Source organism: Fortiea sp. LEGE XX443 (assembly GCF_015206815.1).
GTDB lineage: Bacteria > Cyanobacteriota > Cyanobacteriia > Cyanobacteriales > Nostocaceae > Nostoc_B.
Genome location: NZ_JADEXZ010000016.1, coordinates 17,337 through 41,963, shown reverse-complemented (window position 1 = coordinate 41,963; position 24,627 = coordinate 17,337). Strand labels below are relative to the sequence as shown.

Sequence of the window (24,627 nt, the reverse complement as noted above, 5' to 3'; positions counted from 1 at the left end):
ATATTAAGTTTTGTAAATTATGTACTAATCAGTTAGTCATTTCTCACTCACCGCGTCACTGCGTCTCCTCAGTCCCCAATCCCCGTTAAAATTGAATTTGTTTTGTAAACGCCACCTTCACACGGCACGGATGAGAGGTAAGTGAACTTGAAAATTATGGGTAAGCAGCGTGTTCTGTCGGGAGTTCAACCAACTGGTAATTTACATTTGGGTAACTATTTAGGAGCAATTCGCAACTGGGTAGAAATCCAAGACCAGTATGATAATTTCTTTTGTGTAGTAGATTTACACGCGATTACTGTACCGCATAATCCAGCGTCTTTGGCGGCAGATACTTACACGATCGCAGCTCTTTATCTGGCATGTGGCATTGATTTAAACTACTCTAGTATTTTTGTCCAATCCCACGTTTCCGCACACAGTGAACTTGCTTGGTTGCTGAACTGCATCACGCCTCTCAACTGGCTGCAAGACATGATCCAGTTTAAGGAAAAGGCAGTCAAACAAGCGGAAAATGTGAGTGCAGGTCTACTAATATATCCAGTGCTGATGGCGGCGGATATTTTGCTTTATCAAGCCGATAAAGTACCAGTAGGTGAAGACCAAAAGCAACATTTGGAACTGACGCGGGATATTGTTAACAGATTCAATCACCAATTTGCTAAAGATGAACCTGTGCTGAAATTACCAGATCCCTTGATTCGTAAAGAAGGCGCAAGGGTGATGAGTTTGACAGATGGGACACGCAAAATGTCCAAATCTGACCCGTCAGAGTTAAGCCGAATAAATCTGCTAGATTCACCAGACCAGATTACCAATAAAATTAAGCGGTGCAAAACTGATCCTGTACGGGGTTTAACCTTTGATGACCCAGAGCGTCCAGAGTGTAATAACTTGTTAACTTTGTATATGTTGCTGTCTGGTAAAACTAAAGAAGCAGTAACCGCAGAATGTCAAGATATGGGTTGGGGACAATTTAAGCCGTTATTGACAGAAACAACAATTAATGCTTTAAAACCAATCCAAGAAAAATATCAGACAATCATGGATAATCAAGGTTATCTGGAGTCTGTGTTAAAAGAAGGAAGAGAAAAAGCTGAAGCGATCGCTAATCAAACTTTAAGGCAAGTTAAGGCGGCTTTAGGCTACTCAATGCCTTTATAAGGCTTTCGCTTTGAGGTGTGATTTGTTATACCCTGTAAGAAACCCAGACTATAAATTGTATGGATCACACCCATAGCACCACTGCCTTGAGTTTATTCCAGAAAGCCGCCCAAGCAGGGGAATTTTTGGTGACTGCTGAGGTAGCACCCCCGAAAGGGGGAAATCCTACCCACATGATTGAAATGGCGGCGACTCTTAAGGGAAGAGTTCATGCTGTCAACATTACAGATGGTAGCCGCGCCGTGTTGCGGATGTCTTCTTTGGTAGCTTCCGCGATTTTATTACAAAACGGCATTGAACCAATTTGTCAGATTGCTTGCCGCGATCGCAACCGTATTGCATTACAAGCCGACCTCATGGGCGCTCATGCCTTGGGTATCCGTAATATCTTAGCTTTAACAGGCGACCCAGTAAAAGCAGGCGATCATCCCGATGCCAAAGCCGTATTTGATTTAGAATCGGTGCGACTATTGCAATTAATTCAGAAAATGAATCAAGGTTTTGATTGCAACGATAAACCCTTAACCGATGGCGCAACAGATTTATTTGCAGGTGCAGCTGTAGATCCGCAATGTGCAAGTTGGTCAGGTTTACAAAGCCGATTTGAACGTAAAATTGCAGCCGGAGCGCAGTTTTTTCAAAGTCAATTAATTACTGATTTTGAAAGACTAGAAAAGTTCATGGATAAGATAGCTTCTGTACATAAAAAACCAATTTTGGCAGGAATTTTTCTGTTGAAATCTGCCAAAAATGCTCAATTTATTAATAGGTGCGTTCCGGGTGTAAATATTCCCGAACACATTATTGATAGATTAGGAAAAGCCAAAGACCCATTAGAAGAAGGTGTCAAAATTGCTGCCGAACAAGTACAAATAGCACGGCAATTGTGTCATGGTGTCCACATGATGGCTGTCAAGCGGGAAGATTTGATACCTCAAATTTTAGACTTGGCGGGCGTGAAGCCTGTTGATTTAGTTGTAGCGAAGTAAACGAGTAATATACTAGCTAGGTAGAGGCGCAAAGTTATGCGTCTCTACCATTTGAGAAGATAGTAGCATTGAAGTACGCCAGTTATAAAGCCCAATTTGTTGATTTATTATCAGTAGTGGACCGTGTAGATTTGAAGACCCAGGAGTACATATAGTGACAGATTTGAATAACTACAATCTAGTAGTACTTAATGAACAAATTTTAAATGAAGAAGATAATGAAGAAGATCAAGAGGAAAAAGTTACTTTCCAGTATGATCCTGATAAAATTAACATTGTAACTAGGGAACCAACAATAGAGTTATTGCTTAAAAGAATCAATGAAGAAGCCCTTGATTTAGCACCTGATTTCCAACGTCATGCGGATATATGGAAAGAAGATGCCCAAAGCAGGCTTATAGAATCCATTATTATCCGCATCCCCATACCAGCATTTTATATAGATGCTACTAATGAAGATAAATGGCTAGTAGTCGATGGATTACAGCGTCTATTTGCACTAAAGCGCTTTATTCTCGACAAAAAACTCAAACTATCTGGATTAGAATATCTTACAAATCTGGAAGGGAAAACTTACGATCAAATTGATCGCAGATACCAACGCCGCCTTGAAGAAACTCAACTAACAGTATATTTGATCGAAAAAGGCACACCTCCAGAAATTAAATATAATATTTTTAAACGCATTAATACAGGAGGGCTTGCTTTATCTCCTCAAGAATTGCGACATGCTCTTAATCCTGGTAAGGGAACAAACTTTTTAACTAAACTTGCTGCATATCCAAAATTTAAACAGGTAGTTAAACTTGGAAATGAGCGGATAATGCGTATGGATGATCGTGAATTTATACTAGGCTTTTTGGCCTTTACGTTGACTCCTTATAAAGATTATGCCGACAACAGAGATACTTTTTTAACTAAAGCACTCTCTAAAACAAATAAACTCTCTGAAGCTGAGTTATTTAACATTGAAAATAATTTTCAAAGAACAATTATAGCTAGCTGGAACATCTTTGGTAAAGATGCATTTCGGAAAATATCTAATTCTCAGAAAAGGCAGTTTCCTATAAATAAAGCTCTATTTGAATCTTGGTCAGTACTTCTGAGTAAATTGAGTGATGATCAAATACAAATTTTAATAGATAGAAAACAAAAATTGATTGATATATTCAAGACATATATAGACAATGATAAATATTTTTTAGAATCTATATCTCAGGCTGCCGAGAAAGTACAGTATAGATTTAGTACTATAGAAAAAATAATTCAGGAAGTACTTCTATGATTGGTTCCCTAAGACTCACAAATTTTAAGCCTTTTCAAAATCAATCCCTTACATTTAGACCACTTACACTTTTATCTGGACTTAACAGTACTGGTAAGTCTTCTGTTTTACAAGCATTATTATTATTAAGGCAATCTTATCAAAAAGGTTTACTGTCAGAAAAAGGCTTGGTACTCAATGGAGATTTAATTAATATTGGCACAGCTAAAGATGCTATTTTTGAAGGTGCATCTAAACAAGAACAACTAGTATTTGAAATACTTTGGAAAAATGGCACAAAAAGTATATGGAAATTTAAAAATGAAGAAGAAGATGTAGGAGCTAATTTTTTATACCTGACTTCGGAGCATGTAGATGAGCAAGTATATCACTTATCCAGTCTTTTTAATCAAAATTTTCATTACATTGAGGCAGAACGTATAGGCCCAAGAGCATTTAATCAAATGTCATATGACAAAGTTCAATTACTTGGAACACTGGGCGCTAGATGTGAATATACATTACATTTCCTTGCAGTCAATGAGAATAGAATTATTGCTAATCAAAAATTAAGTCATCCTAATGTAAAAAGTTCACAGCGACAATACGATGATCCAGAGGAAAAATCACTAGCTTTAATAGATCAAGTAGAAGCATGGATGGGAGAAATTAGTCCAGGTACACGTATAAGGATAAAATCAAATCCAGACATGGATTTGATAAATTTGCAATGCGGGTATGGAGATAGCAACCTTTACCGTGCAACTAATGTTGGCTTCGGAATTACCTACATTTTACCAATCATAGTAGCTATACTCGCTTCAGAACCTGATACACTAATTCTAGTTGAAAACCCAGAGGCTCATCTTCATCCTAGAGGACAAGCAAAAATGGGTGAGTTGTTAGCACTAGCTGCTAGTTGTGACATTCAAGTAGTAATAGAAACTCATAGTGATCATGTTTTAAACGGAATTCGCCTTGCTGTTCATGACAGTAAAATCAAGCCAGAAGATGTGCAATTACATTACTTTCAACGTCAAGAAAAAGAAGGGCAGACTTACACAAAGGTAGTGTCACCTCGTATTGATCGTGACGGTAGAATTGACCGATGGCCTGATGGATTTTTTGATGAATGGGAAAAAAGCTTAGATGCTTTGTTAGAACCTGTGATGGGAGATTAAAGTGTGGAGCTTGATTTAATATTAAATGAGTTATCTCTGCAAAATCTAGCTCCAAATGAGCGAATAGCACACCAATGGATGTCTGAGTTAATTAGGACCATTAAAACCTTTACAGCACAAGGTATCAAGGTAAGTCTTCGTTCTAAGGAAAATTTTCATACAATTATGCTGGCTCCTAATTATCCTTTACGTCGTTGGTTAAATGAGGCAGATCAATTAGAGCGAGGCTTTATCAAGGCTCTTGCTATTAAAGCACCTTTATCACTAGATTTATCAAATTCAGCTATTCAAGATATTGAAAATAATTCTGGGTTATGTGAATTCTATTATCAGGGAGAACTAGCAATTGGACTTGGTATAGCTCATTTACTTGATGCAGTCGCAGTAAGTTTTTTATCTAACAAATGCTGGAATTTAAGCCGCTTAGAAATCGAGGCTATACAAATTAACGAAGATGAAGATATAGTAAAAGAAACTTTAGAAATTTTTCATGCAAGCCGCGATCACCATGTACATGAACACGCAGAATGGATAAAAAACCGCATTCGTACCAGAGTATTGAATGGCGATGATCTTTGGGATAGAAGAGAAGAATTGTTTCCTGACTTAGAATTTTGTAATGCTGTTGGTAAACAGTTAACAAATATCCGTACTAGACAATTAGAATTACAATCTGTTGTCAAAACATTATTTGAGCTTCAAAACTGTTGCAAAAACTGGAAGACTGGAGCATTCAATGTAGAAGGTTATGCTCTTGATGAGTCAGGAGAAAGTGAAGCAACATTGAATAAATATGGCAAACAAAGAGCTTTTATTTGTCCTGATGGCAAAGAACGCTTATTTGAACGACACGTTAAATTGAAGTTTTGTAACTGGCGAATTCACTTCTTTCCTAAAGAACCAGGAAAAGTCTTTATTGGCTATGTTGGTCGTCATCTTCCTACTGTGAAATATAGAACTTAGCATAAACACTGCGATCGCCCTTTCTACCCTTATCTTGTTAAACTAAAAAGCAACCCTTAATCCTGCAAAGGTAATCTTATGACCTCTGCAACCAATCTAGACACTGACCTCACCCCATTTCCCGACCATACGCAGCTACCGGAGTCAGACGGTACTTTCGTGAAAAACTTCCAAGAACATCCCCAAAGCATTCTACTTACCAACTCGATTAAACCAATATTACAAAAACGTCATCCTGATGGGCAATACTGTATCGGTCAAGATAGCGGTATTTACTGGCGCTTAACTGATCCCCCAGAGAAAGGTGCAGAAGCACCGGATTGGTTTTACGTAGGAAATGTGCCGCCTCTGCTGGATGGTCAAACACGCAGGTCTTATGTGTTGTGGCGAGAGTTTATCGCTCCATTAATTGCTTTAGAATTTGTCTCTGGCGATGGAAGTGAGGAACGAGACAAAACCCCTTGGAAGGGTAAATTTTGGATATATGAACAAGTAATTCATCCAGCTTTTTACGGAATTTATGAAGTAAATAAAGCCAGCATAGAAGTTTATGAATTAATTGGTGGGCAATATCAGTTATTATCGCCAAATGAACGAGGTCATTATCTTATAACTCCTTTGGGAGTCGAATTAGGTATATGGCAGGGAGAGTATCAAAATATGGAATTACCTTGGTTGCGTTGGTGGGATTTGCAAGGTAATTTGTTGTTGACTGGTGAAGAAAGAGCAGAACAAGAACGTCAACGAGCAGAACAGGAAAGTCAAAGAGCCGATCGCCTAGCGGCTCAATTGCGCGCTCTCGGTGTTGAACCAGAAGTATAATCGACTAAATAGAATCTGGGTCAATACCTAATTCTTGCAGTTTTGCGGCCAAGCGATCGCTGCGTTGTTTCTCTTGTTCCGCACGTTGTTTTTCTTGTTCGGCGTGTTGTTTTTCTTGATATGCGACTTCTTCTGGTGTGGGGACTAATTCACCTCCAGCCCTAAAAAAGCGTAATTTATCTTGATAAACACCCAAATATAAATCTAGCTGCTGACTCTATAACCAACCTTAGTATTGGGTTCTCATTGCTATCAGTTTAGCGTAGCAGTGAAGTATGATGTTTGGTGAAAAGTCTTTCCGCCTTTTCATTGCTAAACTAAAAAGCAACCCATTATTCCTGCAAAGGTGTTTTATGACCTCTGCAATCAATCGAGCTACTGAAGAATTCACCCCTTTCCCAGACCACACGCAGCTACCAGAGTCTGATGGCACTTTCGTGAAAAATTGGCAAGAACACCCCCAAAGCATTTTACTAACTGACTCGATTACACCTATACTCAAAAAATTACATCCTGACGGTCAATATTGTATTGGTCAGGATTTAGGTATTTACTGGCGCTTGACTGATCCTCCAGAAAAAGGTGCAGAAGCACCGGATTGGTTTTATGCAGGAAATGTACCGCCCTTGCTTGATGGTCAAACACGGAGGTCTTATGTACTGTGGCGAGAATACATCGCCCCGTTAATTGCTTTGGAGTTTGTCTCTGGGGATGGTAAGGAAGAACGAGACAAAACCCCTTGGAAGGGGAAGTTTTGGATTTATGAGCAGGTGATTCGTCCTCCTTTTTATGGCATTTATGAAGTGAAGAAAGCTAGTGTGGAAGTCTATGAATTCATTGGGGGGCAATATCAGCCGTTATTAACAAATGAGCGCGGACATTATCTTATTACACCCTTGGGAGTCGAGTTAGGTATATGGCAGGGAGAATATCAGAATGCGGAATTACCTTGGCTGCGCTGGTGGGATTTGCAAGGTAATTTGTTGTTGACTGGTGAAGAACGAGCGGAACAGGAACGTCAACGGGCGGAACAGGAACGTCAACGAGCAGAACAGGAACGTCAACGAAACGATCGCCTAATTGCTCAATTGCGCGCTCTCGGTGTTGAACCAGAAATTTAATTTATCTCAGCGTGTAGCTAAGATAATATCTGGTGTGATTCTTTCTAAAACCTGCTTCAACACGATCGCAGTCCAATCGATATCTGCTGCGGTTGTGTCACGTCCCAGTGTCATACGAATTCCGCCTAAAGCTGCTGTTTGGGAATAGCCCATAGCTAAAAGTATCGGACTAGGGCTGAGTTTACCGCTATGACAGGCTGCACCAGCACTAATGCCAATACCAGCTAAATTTAATTGTCGTACCAAAGTTTTACCGCTGAGTTTTTCTCCATCGGCGTATTCGAGACAGAAACTGACATGATGAGGTAAACGATGGATGCGATCGCCTGTGGGAATTAAACCGGGAACATCTGCTAACAAAGCAAACAAGCGATCGCGCAACTGAATTAATCTCGGTGTTTCTGTTGCTAGTTCTTTCGCTGCTAATTCTGCGGCGACACCAAATCCGGCAATTATCGGGACAGCTTGCGTACCAGAACGCATTCCCATTTCTTGTCCACCACCGATTAACAAAGGCATTAATTTCACACTAGGACGGATATACAATGCCCCTACACCTTGTGGCCCGTAGATTTTATGGCTGGAAATGCTGAGTAAATCGACTGGTAATGTCTGCACATCAATGGGTAAACGTCCCGCCACTTGCACTGCATCGGTGTGGAATATAGCCCCATGCGATCGCGCTATATTGCCCAATTCGGTAATAGGTTGGACTGTCCCAACTTCACTTTGTCCGTAAATTATTGAAACCAATACGGTGTTATGTCGCAATGCAGCCTTTAAATCTAAGGGGTTAACTCTCCCTTGGGTATCCACTCCCAAGCGTGTAACTTCCCAACCCCACATTTTTAGCATCTGTACCGTTTCCGAAATGGCGGAATGCTCCACACTAGAAATAATGATGTGTTGTGGTACAGGATATAACCTAGCAACACCAATAATTGCCAAATTATCGGCTTCCGTACCGCCAGCCGTAAAAATAATTGATTCTGGATTAACAGCGTTTATTAAGTCTGCAACTTGAACTCTGGCTTGTTCGAGAACTGTTGCAGCCCGTTGTCCCCACTCATGCAAACTAGAAGGATTTCCCCACTGTTGAGTGAGGACTGCTTGCATTGCTGCGATCGCTTCTGGGCGAGTTGGAGTAGTAGCACTGTAATCTAAATATATTTGCATATCACAACACTTGAGCGGAAAAACACTAGCAAAGAGCTACTTATTATTTTCATCACAGATAGTTCTCTAGTTAAATCTTGAGAAAATGTGAAGTACTGTGCATCAATGGGAGGATTTTTTGACTGTTGATCAAGCTGTTTCCCTCTTTAAATTGGCGGACTGTATTTTGGGAACTATATATCTGTTCACTCCCAATTCACTTTTAACAGATTACAGTGCAAATTTTTCGTAAACAAAGGTATTTTTGGCTATTTGTCTTAATCTTGACCATCACTGCTTGTCAACAAGCCAAAACATCTCATAAAGGATTATCACCTTTACCGCAAGATCCATTAGTTCAAGTTTATTTAAATCATTCTGAATCTTCAGAATATCAAGAATCTTACCGTCAGCTAACACGACGGGGAGACGACTTAGAAAAAATCATTATTGATGCTATTTCTCAAGCTAATTCTACAGTAGATATAGCTGTGCAAGAATTACGTTTACCCAAGGTTGCCCAAGCCTTAGTAAATAAACAAAAAGCTGGCGTGAAAGTTAGGGTAATTTTAGAAAATACTTATAGTCGCCCTTGGAGTAGCTTTACACCAAGTGAAATTAAAAAATTAGCCACTAGAGAACGAGAAAGGTACAACGAATTTCACCAATTTATCGACCTAAACAAAGATAACAAACTCAGTCCAGAGGAAATTAATCAAAGAGACGCATTGATAATTTTACAAAACGCCAAAATTCCTTGGATTGATGATCAAGCTGATGGTTCTAAAGGTAGTAGCTTGATGCACCACAAATTTGTGATTGTCGATAATCGCATTGTGATTGTTACTTCGGCAAATTTTACCCTCAGTGATACTTCTGGTGATTTTACAAATCTCAGCAGTTTAGGTAATGACAATAATTTGCTAAAAATTGATAGTCCAGAATTAGCATCTGTTTTTACCGAAGAGTTTAACATTATGTGGGGTGATGGTTCTGGAGGTAAGCTAGATAGTCAATTTGGCGTAAAAAAACCGCTGCGTTCTCCAACAACAATCTCTTTAGGTGACAATAAAATTACAGTTCAATTTTCTCCGGCTTCTCCCACTCAACCTTGGAGTAAAACTAGTAATGGTTTAATTGGTGAAACTTTAAATTCTGCTACCAAATCTATTGATATGGCATTGTTTGTATTTTCCGAACAGCAACTTGCCAATATGTTAGAACATCGCCATCAACAAAGTGTAGCTATTCGAGCTTTAATTGATTCCCAATTTGCCTATCGTCCTTATAGTGAAGCCTTGGATATGATGGGAGTTGCTTTGAGTAATCAATGTAAACATGAAATTGATAATAAACCTTGGCAAAGTACCATTACTAGTGTCGGCGTACCTGTGTTAGCTAAAGGCGATTTATTACATCATAAACTTGCTGTAATTGATAACCAAATAGTCATCACTGGTTCACATAATTGGTCAGATGCAGCTAACAATGGTAACGATGAAACATTGATAGTTATCGATAATCCTAAAGTTGCTGCTCATTATATCAGAGAATTTGCCCGTCTTTATGCCAAAGCTCAACTCGGTTTACCATCAGCAATTCAGGCAAAAATCCAAGCAGAAGCCAAAAAATGCCCGAAGATAATTACGCCAACATCAAGCCAAAATCAAATAATTCAAAAAATCAATCTCAATACAGCCAGTATCGCAGAATTAGATAGTCTTCCTGGTGTAGGCAAAAAATTAGCACAGAAAATAATTTTAGCCCGTCAACAACAAAAATTTACATCACTACAAGATTTAGAACAAGTTTCGGGTGTGAGTACAAAGATGCTGGATAAATGGCGTGATTATGTAACTTTTTAATATATTTGTTTGACATTTGATTTGTTATTTATATTTGCATTATGCACCAGAAAAAGCAGTTTTAATAGATGCGATCGCTTGTTTTTGAAAGATAAATATTTCTGTTGACTTATTTCTACTAAAAGTAAGAGGAAGTTACATTCATAAATTTTTTAGGATGTACTCATGTCAACTTTACGGGAAGTGGTTTATGGCTTATAACAAAATAGAAGAATTACCTCAAGATATTCAAGAAAAACTTCCTCAACACGCCCAGCAGATTTTCTTTGCAGCTTTTAATGCTGCTCAAAGTGATGGTTTGAGCGAAGAAGGTGCCAATAATGTTGCTTGGAATAGTGTTAGAAACGAATATGAACAAGGCAAAAATGGCGAATGGCACAGAAAGCCTGAAGACCCAGCAGTACATAATAAAGCCATCACTTCTGGCGGTAATTAATTCGCTAAAATAATGCTGGAGACAGAAGTTTTGAAACGTTCATCGTTGTTCAAAAAATTGTGCATTCCAGCATAATTAAGTAAATTTAATTAAGAATTTACTGCATACAAAAGCGCTTTGTATTAATTGCAAATCGCTTTTTGCTTTAGAAAAGTGTAATATATCAATAATTTTCACACTTACTTATACACGTAAATGTTGATTCAAAAAGATGAAATCAAAATTCGGTTGATGCAGAATGAAATCGAAGATTATCAGTTAATGACTAAATGGTTAACTGATGACAAAGTATTGAATTTTTACGAAGGTAGAGATAATTCTTTTTCCCTAGACAGGATTATAGAAACATACAAACCCTTAGTTATGGGAGATGAACCAGTAAATCCCTGCCTGATCTACTATCAGCATCTTCCTATTGGTTACTTGCAGTATTATTCACTTCTTCACTTACAAGAAACCGATAGGCAAATGTATCACCTAGAACAAACTGATAATGTCTATGGTGTTGATTTGTTTATTGGTGAAACGAATTATTGGAATCAGGGAATTGGGACAAAAATTTTATCGATATCCATAAACTATCTTTTTGAGGTGTTGTCAGCTGATAAGATTGTCATCGACCCGCACGTTGATAATATCCGCGCTATCCGCTGCTATGAAAAATGTGGTTTTGTAAAAGTCAAGCTATTACCGGCTCATGAACTGCACGAAGGAAAATACTCTGATTGCTGGTTGATGGCCATAGAACGAAATAAATCATTACACTGAGAGGTAGTTGCCCTGCTGGGATTGACCGTCCTATACAAACGATGACTAAACAAACTAACAGAATTGTAATCCTTGGTGGAGGCTTTGGTGGTCTCTACACTGCTCTGCGCTTAAGCCAGTTACCTTGGGAATCTCAGCAAAAACCCGAAATTGTACTGGTAGATCAAAGCGATCGCTTTTTATTTTCCCCCTTACTCTACGAATTACTCACAGGTGAACTGCAAACTTGGGAAATTGCTCCCCCCTTCGCCGAACTCCTCCAAGGTACAGGTGTGCGCTTTTACCAAGCCGTTGTTTCGGGAATTGATACTGACCAACAACGGGTACAATTACAAAACGGCCCAGAAATTGCCTACGACCGATTAGTGCTGGCTTTAGGCGGAGAAACACCACTAGATATGGTTCCTGGTGCTACATCCTACGCCCACCCCTTCCGCACCATCGCTGATGCTTATTACCTAGAAGAACGCCTGCGAATTTTGGAAGAATCCGATAGTGATAAAATTCGTGTGGCGATCGTTGGGGCTGGTTACAGTGGTGTCGAACTAGCTTGTAAATTAGCCGACAGACTAGGGGATAAAGGACGCTTGCGGTTAATTGAAATCAGTGACCAAATTTTACGCACCTCACCAGAATTTAACCGCGAATCTGCAAAAAAAGCCTTAGATGCACGAGGTGTATTTCTTGATTTGGAAACCAAAGTCGAATCAATCGGTGCGGATACAATCTCACTAGAATACAAAAATCAGATAGATACAATTCCTGTAGACTTAGTAATTTGGACTGTAGGCACACGAGTAGTCCCTGTAGTCAGAAACCTACCTTTCAAGCAAAATCAGCGTCATCAAATTAGTACTACACCTACCCTACAAGTTCTTGACCACCCAGAAATTTTTGCCTTGGGGGATTTAGCCGACTGTCGTGATGCAGAAGATCAGCAAATTCCTGCCACAGCCCAAGCGGCCTTTCAACAAGCCGATTATACTGCTTGGAATATCTGGGCATCTCTGACTCAGCGCCCATTGCTACCCTTCCGCTATCAAAAGCTAGGAGAAATGATGGCACTGGGAACAGACAACGCGACTCTGACTGGATTAGGAATTAAACTAGACGGTTCTTTAGGATATGTTGCCCGTCGTCTTGCCTATCTGTATCGGATGCCAACTTTAGAACATCAACTCAAAGTTGGTTTTAATTGGCTAGTCCGTCCTATTATAGAGACACTTTCTTAGTCAACTTAAATCTCACATTCAAAATACATAATCACAAACAGTTTGATGGAACGACCGAAAGTTATTTTTCTTGATGCTGTTGGTACAATCTTCGGCGTAAAAGGCAGTGTAGGCGAAGTGTATAGTCAGATAGCTAAAGAATTTGGTGTAGAAGTTTCTGCGGCCAGATTAAATCAAGCATTTATCCAAAGTTTTAAAGCAGCGCCACCGCCGATATTTCTAGATGCAGAACCACATGATATTCCTCAACGGGAGTTTGATTGGTGGCGCATCATTGCCCTAAATACCTTTGAGGCAGCTGGGGTGATCAAGCAATTTTCTGACTTTTCGGCGTTCTTTAGCGAACTTTATATTCATTTTGGCACTGCGGAACCGTGGTTTATTTATACTGATGTGTTGCCATCTATAATGAACTGGCGACGTTTGGGTATTGAACTGGGAATTATTTCTAACTTTGATTCTCGAATTTACTCAGTTTTGCAAAGTTTAGGCATAAGTGACTATTTCACCTCGGTTACTATTTCGACTCAGGTACGTGCAGCTAAACCTGATATCCAAATTTTTGCTGTTGCTTTAGAAAAACACAATTGTTTACCTGAAGCAGCGTGGCATATTGGCGATAGCATTATCGAAGACTATCAAGGGGCAAAAGCTGCGGGGATGAGAGGAATATGGATAAATCGGGAACAAAAATCTTGAGTATGGAGATAATTTAGAGGTTATTTATCAAGGAAAAATAAAATTACTGTAGTGGCGTGGCAAGGCTAAATTATCGCATAGATATAACTCTTGTGGTGTAGGCAGGAAAGCCTGCACCGGACGGGATAGAAGCCCATCCCACAAGAAAGTTATAATGTAATGCCTTAGACTAGTCGTGCCACTACTGAATACTTACTATTTTAATTAAGAATTTAGTTGTGATAATTCATTTCTGACATTATCTAACTTCTTTTCATTTTCGGGATTCATAGGCCCAGTTCCGAAATCCCCATTTAAATATTGCTGCAAAGGTTTTTCGGCGGTTTTATAATCTGCGATCGCACTTTCTTTACTCTTTAAATCCTTGTATAGTTTACCTCTTAATAAATACTCATCAGCATTAGGGCTACTATCACCAATTAATCGAGTTAAATCTGAAATTGCTTTCTGTTTTTCACCTAACTGTTCGTAAGCCCTAGCCCTGTTCCAGTGTGCAGCACTACTAAAACCAAACCTACCTGTATTTTGGCTAATTACTTGTGTATAGTCTGCCACTGCTGCTTGATAATTTCCAAGTGCATAGTAAGCATTGGCACGATGATAGTACGGTTCTTCTGCTTTAGGATTGAGCCGAATTGCTTGTGTAAAAGAAGATACCGCAGCGAGCGGATTATTTTCGCACTCTTGGTTAAAGTGACCCATATCTATGAAGTAAGCTGCGGTATAAAGATATGGTGATTTAAGCGCTTTGCAGGATTCAGGACTACCAGAAGCCAAGATTGGTGTAATCATTGGCATCGCAACACCTAGCAGCACAATAGACGATGTATAAGCCAACACCGAAGATTTAGAAAAAGTAAATTTCATATAATTCAAAAATATTGTCAATTCAAGAACATATATGCTGAAATATGCCCAGAATATGGGCATATTCAAAACTTACGCCAGAAGCATCCTGCTCGCCAATTCTAACAGCATCTTGCTATCAAACTAAAAAAGGACGTGCTAGGAAAAAGCTAGAGATTGATTTAGCATCTACTGGTTCACCTTGCAAAATTGCTTTTTCTAGTTCTTCTGGAGTCAACAGCACAGTTTCAATATCTTCATCTTCGTCTTGTTTTGGTGGTGTTTCTAACTTTTCTAAATCTTGAGCCAGAAAAGCATAAATAATTTCATCAGAATAGCCAGGCGCGAGGAAAAATTCTCCCAATTTGCGCCATTTTTGAGCGCTGTAGCCTGTTTCTTCCTCAATTTCACGCTGTACGGTTTCTAGCGGATCTTCATTGGGTTCTACAGTACCCGCCGGAAACTCTAGTATCCGTCCTTGAATTGCGAAGCGATACTGACGCACGAGTACTAGTTTTCCTTCGGCTGTCACAGGTACAGCCAGCGCCCCGCCTGGGTGACGAATACATTCCCATTCTCCTTCTGATTTATTCGGTAAACGCAAGCGATTTACTTCAAAATCAAATTTACGTCCTTTATGAAACAGGCGTTGTTTTAATAGCTGTGGTAATTCTCTACCTAATGGCATAGTAATGGTTTTATATTTTCAAAATCCACGGATAAACACTGTTGTTATTTGTGGGATCAGGGTTTCGCGTGTTTATGGGTAGTGACTTTAATTGCTCTTCAGTAAATGTACATCAGAACAGTCTACATCTTTTACCAACTCTTTGATCGTGTATCCGGAAACTGGTTCGATCCAATCTGGGGAAATCTCTGCTAGTGGGACTAAGACAAATGCTCGCTCTCGCATCCGCGGATGAGGGATTTGCAGGTTTGGTGTGTCTAGAATAACTTGATCGTATAACAATATGTCTAAGTCGAGCGATCGCGGCCCCCAGCGCTCTTGACGGACTCGCCCAAATTGCTGTTCTGTGGCTAACAAGGTATCTAATAATAACTGCGGTGCCATGTCTACCTGCAATATGGCACCGCCATTAATATAATCTGGTTGTGGTGGCCCTACTGCTTTAGTTTGATACCAACTAGATATTGCCTCTAGCTGAATTCCCGGTATTCTGCTTAAATGCGCGATCGCTGCTGCTAATATTGCCTGAGAATCACCGAGATTGCTCCCAAGTGCTAAAGCTACACGTCCACTCCGCTTACAATTAGGGGATTGTAGCCTATTATCATTAAGCTGATTTGTTATGTTTTGCTCCCCATTCTGACCGGATACTTTTAACAACTTTTCTTTAAAGAATTAAATAGAATTACGAAGTTAATCTTGACAAAATCAAATGATTAATTATGAGAATAAGATTTTATGTAGCAATGAATTCAGTTAATTATTTATAGGATAATATACTAACACGAACGTAGTTCATTAACCCCTAAAAAGTGTTTTAGGCGGTTAACCTGCGATTACTTGGAGCGAGGAACTGACGTGGGCAAGCTCACCTCCTGGTTCAAGCAACAACCAACAAAGTTTGAGTGACTCTGACAAGGAGGAACCGCGATTGTCGCCTGGAAATCAATATAAAAACGAAGAATCCACCGAGGAGAGCTTACCCCCAGCCAAATTGGGAAAGGTGAAGCAGCTGTTTGTCCGGGTGGGTAGTGTTTCATCTGGAATAGTGAGCATTTTTACCAGTAGGGAGAAGCCTTTTTATCGTCGGTTGTGGTTTTGGGCAATACTAACTGTAGGTAGTGGGGTAGTTGCTACTAAATACGTCATCACCTCAATAGATAAAACTTTGCCAGATAAATCAGAACTGCAAGCTGTTGTCCGAGAACAAACATTAACAATTAAAGCGGTTGATGGTACTATCCTCCAGCAACAAGGGGAAGCTACCAGAGAACAATTAAAAATAGAACAAATTCCAGATAATTTAAAAAAAGCCTTTATCGCCTCAGAAGATAGAAGATTTACACAACACAAAGGTGTCGATCCCCAAGGAATTGCGAGAGCAGGTTTAAATAACTTGCGATCGCAAAATGTGGTGGAAGGTGGTAGCACAATCACCCAACAATTAACACGCATTCTCTTCCTCAATCAAGAGCGGACAATTTGGCGCAAACTTAAAGAAGTCCGCCTCGCCCAAAAAATGGAGGCAGAATTTACTAAAGACCAGATTTTAGAGCGTTACCTCAATTTGGTGTATTTGGGTTCAGGTGCTTATGGTGTAGCAGATGCGGCTTGGGTTTACTTCAGTAAGCCAGTAGACCAACTTACCTTAGCAGAAGCTGCGACAATTGCCGGCTTGGCTCCCGCCCCAAGTTTATACTCCCCAGAAAATAATCCTGAAGCCGCCAAACAAAGGCGCAATCAGGTATTACAACGGATGCGGGAAGATGGAATTATTACCACATCCGAAAGCCAAGCAGCTACTCAACAACCACTAATAGTTAAAAGTAGTTTGCCCAAACGGCTACAAGTCGAATCCCCTTACTTTACTAGTTACGTCCAGCAAGAATTGCCCAATTATGTTTCTCCCGATGTGATAGCAGCAGGGGGTTTAACAGTAGAAACCAGCTTAGACCCGACTTGGCAAAAAGCAGCTGAAGATGCAGTAGCTAAAGTATTACGCAACCAAGGGCGCTGGGAGAACTTTAAGCAAGCAGCTCTCGTAGCCATCGATCCCCGCAATGGCGAAATTAAAGCGATGGTTGGGGGTAAAGACTTTGGCAAAAACCAATTTAATCGCGTCACCCAAGCCAAGCGTCAGCCAGGATCAACATTCAAAGGATTTGTCTATGCTACGGCGATCGCTACAGGGAAAAGCCCTTACGATACCTATTTAGATGCTCCTTTTATTGTCGATGGCTACGAACCAAAAAACTACGGTGAAAAATTCCGAGGCCAGATAAACATGCGAGATGCTCTGACTCGCTCTGTGAATATAGTTGCGTTAAAAGTATTGCTCGATGTGGGATTTGAGCCAACCATTAAAGTAGCTCAAAATATGGGCATAAAATCAACACTCAATCCCAATTATTCACTAGCTCTCGGCTCAAATGAAGTCAACCTTCTAGAATTGACCAGCGCTTACGGCAGTTTTGCTACTCAGGGATTACACGTGGAGCCGCATGGCATTCGTCGTATCCTCAACCGCCAAGGTCAAGTTATCTGGTCAGCAGATTTTAAATCTCAGCGATCGCTAGATGCTGATAGTGCTGCGATTATGACTTGGATGCTCCGTAATGTTGTCGTAGAAGGTACTGGTGCAGCTGCTCAACTAGGTAATCGGCCTGTGGCAGGTAAAACTGGTACTTCCGATGAAGCCAGAGATTTGTGGTTTGTTGGCTACATCCCCCAAATAGTTACAGGAGTTTGGCTAGGGAACGATGACAACCGCGCCACCTATGGGAGTAGCGGCAGTGCTGCCTACACCTGGCGTGAATTTATGACAAAAGTGGTAGAGGGAATGACAATAGAAAAATTCCCCGAAAGACCAAAGTTAGAAGGTCGCAAAGGCACAATTAAAGCCCGTCCCATCAAACCCAAGAAAGTGCTGAACCGTTCCAGTTCCAATCAGGATGAGGTAAATTCCAGCGGTTCTGATAATAGTGGCTCATCGAGAAGAAGACGTAGACGCAGTTATCAACAGCACGACAACAGTACAGAAACACCAAGAAGACGGCGGCGCTATCGCACTCTAGAAAACAATTCCAATGCCTCTGCCACAGAGCCATCGCGTTCTAAAAGAAGATCCAGACAAGTTGAATCAGATTCCTCCACACCTCAAAGGTCTCGCCCGTCTTCAACCTCAAATAGTCCTAGTTCGGGTTCTTCAGGTTCGGGTTCAGGATCACAACCCGCCTGGCGGGATAGACTTAGACCAGGCGCATCTTCACAATAGTTAAAAGAAAATTAAATGTTTTCATGAATGCTGAGTTACCATCCATTGTTCCGCCTGAGTTTGTCGCCACACTAACACAAGCTGGTAAAGATAGCGATCGCCCACCAGCTAAAGTGGTAGTTGATGCCCTATTACAAGCCGAAAAAACTGCCAAACAGCAACGAATCAGCTACACTTTTGATTCTCTGGTAGGGACATGGCGACTGTGTTTTGCCAGTGGAACTCGTAAAGCTAGACAGCGAGGCGGAATAATTTTAGGCAAAGGTTTTTATTGGACTAAATTTACGCCAACTTATATTTCCTTTGGTAAAACAACACCAGTCAGAGGAGAAATTAGCAATCAGGTACAACTAAAGCCAGTTTTATTAAAACTCACAGGCCCAGCCAAATATTTAGGCAAAAAAAACCTGTTAGCATTTAACTTTACCCACATCCAAATTAGTTTATTTGGTCGTACTATTTATCATCAGCCCTTTGGTGGCAGTCACACACAGACTGAAGATTTTGACAACCAACCCATAGGTAAGTTACCATTTTTCGCGTTTTTCTTGGTGACAGAAGATTTTATCGCTGCTCGTGGCCGTGGAGGCGGACTGGCGCTGTGGATGCGCGAGAGATGATCTGCTTTCACAAGGCTGTCAGGATTTAGAAAAAATTTGCTAAATTTTGCAAGTATTGAGTCCATTCAATATGGACTCAATGCCTAGAATATATAAAAATTATGTTACGTAGTTTGACTTATATCTAAAATCATTGATGTTTGTGCTTTTTCGTCATTAGACTAGACTTAGCACAGGGCAAAAATTTAGAGGAAGATTATGATGAGCGTAGACGCGCAGCGGCTTGTCGACAGACATCGCGACTATACATTAATCCTGGACAAAAGCGGTAGTATGTCTACACCCGACCAGGTAGGTGGTAGAAGTAGATGGGATATAGCTCAAGAATCTACTCTCGCTTTAGCAAGAAAGTGTGAGCAATTTGACCCAGATGGCATTACAGTTTACACATTTTCTGGCAGATTTAGACGTTATGACGATGTGACATCAGCTAAAGTCGCACAGATATTCCAGGAAAATGACCCAGCTGGTACTACCAACTTAGCTGGTGTACTCCATGATGCAATCAATAATTATTTTCAACGTAAAGCTGCTGGTAAGACCAAGGCAAATGGTGAAACAATATTAGTAATTACCGATGGTGAACCCGACGATCGCAAAGCCGTATTTGAGGTAATTATCCAAGCGACTCGTCAAATGGAGCGGGATGAAGAATTAGCAATATCTCTGATTCAAGTAGGTTCAGATCAACAAGCAACAAAATTTCTCAAAGCTTTGGATGATCAACTGCAAAGTGTCGGCGCTAAATTCGATATCTGCGATACTATCACTTTAGAAGATTTAGAAGACATGAGTCTTGCAGATGTATTGATGAATGCGATTACAGATTGATTGGTCAATAGTCAATGATTGGCAAACTTAACAAATGACAAATGACAAATCATTAATAGGAGAACTTAATTATGCTCGACAATCGAGACTATACTTTAATTATTGATAAAAGTGGCAGCATGGCAACCCCAGATCAAAAAGGAGGGCGGAGCCGATGGTTAGCAGCACAAGAATCTACTTTAGCTTTAGCTAGTAAGTGTGAACAATTTGATCCCGATGGCATAACTATCTATCTATTTTCGGGAAAATTTAAACGCTATGAAAATGTAACTAGTAGTAAAGTTTCACAAATTTTTCAAGAAAATGACCCCTCTGGAACTACAGACTTAGCAGCAGTATTAAAACATGCTACAGATGATTACTTTCAACGCAAGACGGCTAACACAACAAAGCCGAATGGCGAAACAATATTAGTAGTGACTGACGGTGAACCAGACGATCGCAAAGCAGTCATGAAGGTAATTATTGAAGCTTCTCGCCGCATGGATAAGGATGAAGAACTAGCAATTTCCTTTATTCAAGTTGGCTCAGATCAACAAGCTACTCGATTTCTCAAAGTCTTAGATGATGAACTGCAAAGTGCAGGTGCTAAGTTCGATATCTGTGACACCATTACAATGGAAGATATGGAAGATTTAAGTTTGTCAGAAGTTCTACTCAATGCCATTAATGACTAAATTAAACGAAAGACTAACCCCTAGTCTTTCGTCTTTCTTAATTATTCTAAAAGCTTTGCAAAAAGGTAATTACGAACTACGAACTACGAATTACGAATTAAAATAATGGACTCTATTGATAAATTATTAGCTCAATTAAAAGCGGAATATGATCCAGCAAAACCCGCAATACAACAGCCAAAACCAGATTTAGAAACACCATTTATCCAACCGCTACCTCAATCACAATCTATCATTGATAATATTTTGGCAGAAGTAAAGGCTGATGTCGAAGCGCAAGAAGCAGCTGAGGAGTTGCGAAGACAACAAGAACAAGAACAAGAACGCATTCGACAAGAAAAAATTAAAGCCCAACAACTAGAAGCTTTACAAAAACCAGCACAAGAATGGTTAGAAAAATTAGATCCTTTTTCACCAGAAGGACTGTGGTTTGAGAGATTTACTGAAGGCTATCCCTCAAAATTAGCAGCAACAATTGAATATTTACAAAATAACAATTGAAGAAGAATTTAGAAGTCAGATTAGAGGTAGACGAAGATATTGATACTGTTAGATTTCACTGTCGCTACCACTATTCCCTGTTCCCTATTCCCTGTTCCCTTTCATTGTTGATATGAGATAAATGCTCAACAGCCCATTCGTGCATAGCATAAAGAATGGGTTTTAGACTTTCTCCCAAGGTTGTCAGTGAATATTCTACTTTTGGAGGGATTTGTGCATACACTTGTCGATGTACTATGCCATCTTCTTCCATTTCTCTAAGTTGCTGAGTCAACATCTTTTGCGTAATTCCAGGTAAGGCTCGTTGTAATTCACCAAAGCGTTTGACACCAGCAATTAATTCTCTAATAATTAAAACTTTCCAGCGTCCGCCAATTACCTTGAGGGTAGTTTCCACTTCACAAGTTAGCCTGCGATCATTTTCTGCTTCAGCTTTCATAGTTACTTTTTAGTAAGTACCTTACTTTTAAGTGCGTACTTTCCAGATCAACTGTATTTAGTTTAAAGTCTATTCGGCAAGTTATTTATTACATCCCCTATCAGCGCAGATTTAATTGGGTAATTCATCTATGGCAAATATCCTACACATTGATTCTAGTCCTCGTGGTGAACGTTCTATTTCACGATCGCTCTCCTATGAGTTCATCACATCCTGGAAAGATACTCATCTAGGCGATACAGTTACGTACCGAGACTTAGGTCATCATCCTGTTCCCCATGTAGACGAATTGTGGATAGCGGCTGCTTTTACACCACCTGATGCACGCACTCCAGAACTAGCTGAGGCGATTAAGCTTTCTGATAGTTTAATTGATGAGTTTCTTGCAGCCGATCGCTATATCTTTGGCATACCGATGTATAACTTGAATGTACCTTCTACTTTTAAAGCTTACATTGACCAAATTGTACGTGTTGGTCGGACTTTTGCAGTTGGCGCAAATGGCTACGAAGGTTTAGTTGACAGCAGTAGAAAAGTGTTGATCATCACATCCCGTGGTGGTACTTTCCCCCCAGGAACTCCCTTTGCTGCTTACGACCACCAAGAACCATACCTCCGTGCTATTTTGGGTTTTATGGGTCTTACCGATGTGACTTTTATCCATGCTGACAGCCTCAGTTTAGGTGATGATGCTCGTCAACAGTCATTAGCAGCTGCTAAAGATGCGATCGCTCAAGCTGTAGCTCACTGGTAAAAAATCAGCGATCGCTTCAGTTTTAGACAAATCCATCAGGAAATTGTTAGTTCATCAACTCAGTGCTGAGTAAATTTAAGAAGTACTCAGCACTTTTCATTAATGACTAATGACTAAATTAATTGTTATTTGTGGGGCGACTGCAACAGGTAAGTCTGGTTTAGCTTTAACTTTAGCTACGCGGTTAGGTTCTGTAATTCTCAGCGCAGATTCTCGTCAGGTGTACCGTGAGTTTAATATTGGCACAGCCAAGCCAACTTTAGCAGAGCAAAAATTAGTACCACATTATTTAATAGATATCTGCGAGCCAACAGACACAATGACGGTAGCAGACTATCAACAGCAAGCACAAGCTTTGATTGCGTCTGTCGCTGTTGAGCCAATTTTGTTAGTAGGTGGAACTGGTTTATATATTCGTTCAATAGTTCAAGGGATGAAAATTCCGAGGGTTGCGCCTCATTATGAATTGCGATCGCAGTTAGAATCTCTCGGTCAAACTCAACTTTATGGGATCTTGCAACAAGTTGATCCCGCCGCTACACAAAAAATTCACCCCAACGATCCCGTGCGGACTTTACGAGCATTAGAGGTATTTTACATAACAGGAATTCCTATATCTGAACAACAGGGAGAAAACCCACCAGATTATCCAATTTTGCAGATTGGCTTAGATTGTGATGTAGAGAAATTAGATGCACGTATTCACAAGCGAACTGAGCAAATGATAGCCGACGGGTTAGTGGATGAAGTGGAATATTTGTGTCAGAAATATGGTGCTGATTTATCGTTGTTAAACACTTTAGGATATCAAGAAATCAAGCAATGTTTAGCTGGTGATATTACTTTAAACGAAGCAAAAAAATTAACAGTTTTACATACAAGACAATTCGCCAAGCGACAACGCACATGGTTTAGAGCATATCCCCAAATTGAGTGGTTTAACGCAGATGATCCTGATTTGATAAATAAGGTTTGGCAACGAGTAAATGAGTTTATGAAATAAATAGTTGCCACAATAAATTGTCTACCACTGCTACACTAAAAGTAACAATCAGATAACAATAGATGGTTTCTAACGTTAGCATTACAGGAAATAACAAATGACAATCAAGTTACAATTAAAACCAGAAATTGAGGCACGTTTAATTTATCAAGCCGCTAAACATGGTTTGTCAGTAGAAGCTTATATTGAATCTTTGATTGAAGATAGCTTAATTAATCAGGAACAAAAGTCTTTTTATCAAATTTTAAATCAGGAAGAATGGGAAACTAATCTTACAGATTTAATAAATCTTCCGGCTTTTGCTGTAGCACCACCGCTTTCCGATGAAGCAATTAGTCGAGAGAGTATTTACACCAGAGAAGATGAAATGTGATGAGCTATCTAGTAGACACTAATATTTTGCTGCGTTTGGTGCAGAAAAATAGTCCTATGCACCCTGAGACTCAAAGAGCAATTTTTCGGCTCAAGCAACAAAGTGAATTATTATATATAGTTCCACAGAATATTATTGAATTTTGGGCTGTTTGCACAAGACCAATTAATAGTAATGCTTTAGGATTATCAATTACTGAAGCCGTGCAAGCTTCTAATAACTTAAAAAAGATATTTATTTTGCAGGTTGATATACCTGCAATTTTTCATGAATGGGAATCTTTAATTATTAAACATCAAGTTATAGGTAAAAAGGTGCATGATACACGTTTAGTAGCGGCGATGGTAGTACACAATATTACACATTTACTGACGTTTAATGTTGATGATTTTAAGCGTTTCTCCGAGATTATAGTTGTTGATCCATGTAGTGTGAAATCGTAGTATTAGATTTTCTTGAGAATAAAACAAGTTTAATTTCTCTTATACAAAGGCGCAGAGACGCAAAGGAAGAGGATAAGAGGTAGAGAGCTAAGTTTTGATTTTCGTTTCGAGTGCGTTAATCATAACACCAGCAAAACGAGAATTTTATTCACGGTCATATTGTTCCATGCCTCATCCACGAGTATCAAAGACTCGTCCGTGAGTATCAAAGACTCGTTCACGAGTGTAAAAGATTCGTCCGTGAGTATCAAAGACTCATCCACGAGTATTCAAGACTTGTCCGCGAGTATCAAAGACTCATCCGTGAGTATTAAAGACTCATTCACGAGTATCAAAGACTCGTGAATGAGTAAAAAACTATCTTGAACGAATATCAAAGACTCGTTTATGAGTTAAAAAGGTCTAATAATTACTAAATTTTCTTTTAAAACGGGTAATATAGCTTTGTTTGTGCTGTTTGCTGCTTCACGGCTACACCTTGATAACTGTTTGGCTGAAGTGCGATCGCTTTTTTAACGA

26 protein-coding genes and 1 pseudogene are annotated in these 24,627 nt (G+C 39.8%); 21 read left to right on the top strand and 6 right to left on the bottom strand.

The features are described from left to right. Window positions 1-156 precede the first annotated feature (156 nt). The 6 genes from trpS to IQ259_RS08925 all read left to right on the top strand — a co-directional run bounded on the left by trpS (window position 157) and on the right by IQ259_RS08925 (window position 6,383). Window positions 157-1,164 (top strand): tryptophan--tRNA ligase, encoded by a 1,008-nt coding sequence (gene trpS / locus IQ259_RS08950; protein ID WP_193883855.1) that lies wholly within the window; start codon window positions 157-159, stop codon window positions 1,162-1,164. Between the two features lie 59 nt (window positions 1,165-1,223). After that, window positions 1,224-2,153: a methylenetetrahydrofolate reductase gene (locus IQ259_RS08945; protein WP_193883786.1), complete on the top strand. Its 930-nt coding sequence runs from the start codon at window positions 1,224-1,226 to the stop codon at window positions 2,151-2,153. A gap of 154 nt (window positions 2,154-2,307) precedes the next feature. Further along, window positions 2,308-3,438 carry a DUF262 domain-containing protein gene (locus IQ259_RS08940; RefSeq protein ID WP_193883784.1) on the top strand — a complete coding sequence of 377 codons (1,131 nt, stop codon included), beginning with the start codon at window positions 2,308-2,310 and terminating at the stop codon, window positions 3,436-3,438. Next, window positions 3,435-4,598 (top strand): DUF3696 domain-containing protein, encoded by a 1,164-nt coding sequence (locus tag IQ259_RS08935; protein ID WP_193883782.1) that lies wholly within the window; start codon window positions 3,435-3,437, stop codon window positions 4,596-4,598. Before IQ259_RS08940 ends, IQ259_RS08935 begins: the two co-directional genes overlap by 4 nt. Before the next feature lie 3 nt (window positions 4,599-4,601). After that, complete coding sequence (locus tag IQ259_RS08930) at window positions 4,602-5,561, top strand: hypothetical protein (RefSeq protein ID WP_193883780.1); 960 nt, start codon at window positions 4,602-4,604, stop codon at window positions 5,559-5,561. A 78-nt stretch (window positions 5,562-5,639) separates the two neighbouring features. Beyond that, on the top strand, window positions 5,640-6,383 hold the full coding sequence (locus tag IQ259_RS08925; protein ID WP_193883778.1) for a Uma2 family endonuclease: 744 nt from the start codon (window positions 5,640-5,642) through the stop codon (window positions 6,381-6,383). 4 nt (window positions 6,384-6,387) lie between these two features. Here IQ259_RS08925 and IQ259_RS08920 read toward each other — a convergent pair. Then, window positions 6,388-6,600: pseudogene (locus IQ259_RS08920) on the bottom strand (Uma2 family endonuclease); the annotation flags it as partial. Between the two features lie 136 nt (window positions 6,601-6,736). Here IQ259_RS08920 and IQ259_RS08915 point away from each other — a divergent pair. Further along, window positions 6,737-7,504: a Uma2 family endonuclease gene (locus IQ259_RS08915; RefSeq protein WP_193883771.1), complete on the top strand. Its 768-nt coding sequence runs from the start codon at window positions 6,737-6,739 to the stop codon at window positions 7,502-7,504. A gap of 6 nt (window positions 7,505-7,510) precedes the next feature. Here IQ259_RS08915 and IQ259_RS08910 read toward each other — a convergent pair whose 3' ends face one another. Continuing rightward, window positions 7,511-8,680 carry a cysteine desulfurase family protein gene (locus IQ259_RS08910; protein ID WP_193883769.1) on the bottom strand — a complete coding sequence of 390 codons (1,170 nt, stop codon included), beginning with the start codon at window positions 8,678-8,680 and terminating at the stop codon, window positions 7,511-7,513. Window positions 8,681-8,895: 215 nt separating this feature from the next. Between IQ259_RS08910 and IQ259_RS08905 the strand changes: the two genes are divergently transcribed. From IQ259_RS08905 to IQ259_RS08885, 5 genes are all read left to right on the top strand, one after another. Continuing rightward, window positions 8,896-10,524: a DUF655 domain-containing protein gene (locus IQ259_RS08905; protein WP_193883767.1), complete on the top strand. Its 1,629-nt coding sequence runs from the start codon at window positions 8,896-8,898 to the stop codon at window positions 10,522-10,524. A 190-nt stretch (window positions 10,525-10,714) separates the two neighbouring features. Further along, a complete protein-coding gene (locus IQ259_RS08900) occupies window positions 10,715-10,960 on the top strand; it encodes a ChaB family protein (RefSeq protein ID WP_193883765.1) in 246 nt (81 codons plus the stop codon). 195 nt (window positions 10,961-11,155) lie between these two features. Further along, a complete protein-coding gene (locus IQ259_RS08895) occupies window positions 11,156-11,728 on the top strand; it encodes a GNAT family N-acetyltransferase (RefSeq protein WP_193883763.1) in 573 nt (190 codons plus the stop codon). Between the two features lie 41 nt (window positions 11,729-11,769). Continuing rightward, on the top strand, window positions 11,770-12,960 hold the full coding sequence (locus tag IQ259_RS08890; RefSeq protein WP_193883761.1) for an NAD(P)/FAD-dependent oxidoreductase: 1,191 nt from the start codon (window positions 11,770-11,772) through the stop codon (window positions 12,958-12,960). Between the two features lie 45 nt (window positions 12,961-13,005). Beyond that, on the top strand, window positions 13,006-13,659 hold the full coding sequence (locus tag IQ259_RS08885) for an HAD family hydrolase (protein ID WP_193883759.1): 654 nt from the start codon (window positions 13,006-13,008) through the stop codon (window positions 13,657-13,659). Window positions 13,660-13,863: 204 nt separating this feature from the next. Here IQ259_RS08885 and IQ259_RS08880 read toward each other — a convergent pair whose 3' ends face one another. From IQ259_RS08880 to folK, 3 genes are all read right to left on the bottom strand, one after another. Then, window positions 13,864-14,526, bottom strand: a complete 663-nt coding sequence (locus tag IQ259_RS08880) for a tetratricopeptide repeat protein (protein ID WP_193883757.1) — start codon at window positions 14,524-14,526, stop codon at window positions 13,864-13,866. Between the two features lie 118 nt (window positions 14,527-14,644). Then, complete coding sequence (locus IQ259_RS08875) at window positions 14,645-15,193, bottom strand: NUDIX hydrolase (protein ID WP_193883755.1); 549 nt, start codon at window positions 15,191-15,193, stop codon at window positions 14,645-14,647. Between the two features lie 87 nt (window positions 15,194-15,280). Continuing rightward, window positions 15,281-15,817 (bottom strand): 2-amino-4-hydroxy-6-hydroxymethyldihydropteridine diphosphokinase, encoded by a 537-nt coding sequence (gene folK, locus IQ259_RS08870; protein ID WP_339383855.1) that lies wholly within the window; start codon window positions 15,815-15,817, stop codon window positions 15,281-15,283. Between the two features lie 307 nt (window positions 15,818-16,124). On the opposite strand from folK, the gene IQ259_RS08865 reads away from it, so the two are divergent. From IQ259_RS08865 to IQ259_RS08845, 5 genes are all read left to right on the top strand, one after another. Further along, on the top strand, window positions 16,125-18,467 hold the full coding sequence (locus tag IQ259_RS08865; protein ID WP_193883852.1) for a transglycosylase domain-containing protein: 2,343 nt from the start codon (window positions 16,125-16,127) through the stop codon (window positions 18,465-18,467). A 23-nt stretch (window positions 18,468-18,490) separates the two neighbouring features. Further along, the gene (locus IQ259_RS08860) at window positions 18,491-19,087 is read left to right on the top strand and encodes a hypothetical protein (RefSeq protein ID WP_193883752.1); all 597 of its coding nucleotides are present in this window, start codon (window positions 18,491-18,493) and stop codon (window positions 19,085-19,087) included. Between the two features lie 201 nt (window positions 19,088-19,288). After that, the gene (locus IQ259_RS08855) at window positions 19,289-19,918 is read left to right on the top strand and encodes a VWA domain-containing protein (RefSeq protein ID WP_193883850.1); all 630 of its coding nucleotides are present in this window, start codon (window positions 19,289-19,291) and stop codon (window positions 19,916-19,918) included. A gap of 71 nt (window positions 19,919-19,989) precedes the next feature. Next, on the top strand, window positions 19,990-20,595 hold the full coding sequence (locus tag IQ259_RS08850; RefSeq protein WP_193883750.1) for a VWA domain-containing protein: 606 nt from the start codon (window positions 19,990-19,992) through the stop codon (window positions 20,593-20,595). Between the two features lie 105 nt (window positions 20,596-20,700). Then, window positions 20,701-21,096, top strand: a complete 396-nt coding sequence (locus IQ259_RS08845; protein ID WP_193883748.1) for a salt stress protein, Slr1339 family — start codon at window positions 20,701-20,703, stop codon at window positions 21,094-21,096. A gap of 70 nt (window positions 21,097-21,166) precedes the next feature. On the opposite strand, the gene IQ259_RS08840 is transcribed toward IQ259_RS08845, so the two are convergent. Further along, a complete protein-coding gene (locus IQ259_RS08840) occupies window positions 21,167-21,535 on the bottom strand; it encodes a helix-turn-helix domain-containing protein (protein WP_193883746.1) in 369 nt (122 codons plus the stop codon). Between the two features lie 130 nt (window positions 21,536-21,665). Between IQ259_RS08840 and IQ259_RS08835 the strand changes: the two genes are divergently transcribed. The 4 genes from IQ259_RS08835 (at window position 21,666) to IQ259_RS08820 (ending at window position 24,108) form a co-directional block, all read left to right on the top strand. Next, window positions 21,666-22,289 (top strand): FMN-dependent NADH-azoreductase, encoded by a 624-nt coding sequence (locus IQ259_RS08835; protein ID WP_193883744.1) that lies wholly within the window; start codon window positions 21,666-21,668, stop codon window positions 22,287-22,289. Window positions 22,290-22,398: 109 nt separating this feature from the next. Further along, window positions 22,399-23,292, top strand: coding sequence for a tRNA (adenosine(37)-N6)-dimethylallyltransferase MiaA (gene miaA / locus IQ259_RS08830; protein WP_193883743.1), 894 nt, complete (start codon window positions 22,399-22,401; stop codon window positions 23,290-23,292). A gap of 97 nt (window positions 23,293-23,389) precedes the next feature. Continuing rightward, on the top strand, window positions 23,390-23,665 hold the full coding sequence (locus IQ259_RS08825) for a hypothetical protein (protein ID WP_193883741.1): 276 nt from the start codon (window positions 23,390-23,392) through the stop codon (window positions 23,663-23,665). Continuing rightward, window positions 23,665-24,108 carry a type II toxin-antitoxin system VapC family toxin gene (locus tag IQ259_RS08820; protein ID WP_193883740.1) on the top strand — a complete coding sequence of 148 codons (444 nt, stop codon included), beginning with the start codon at window positions 23,665-23,667 and terminating at the stop codon, window positions 24,106-24,108. Before IQ259_RS08825 ends, IQ259_RS08820 begins: the two co-directional genes overlap by 1 nt. The last annotated feature ends 519 nt before the right edge of the window (window positions 24,109-24,627 follow it).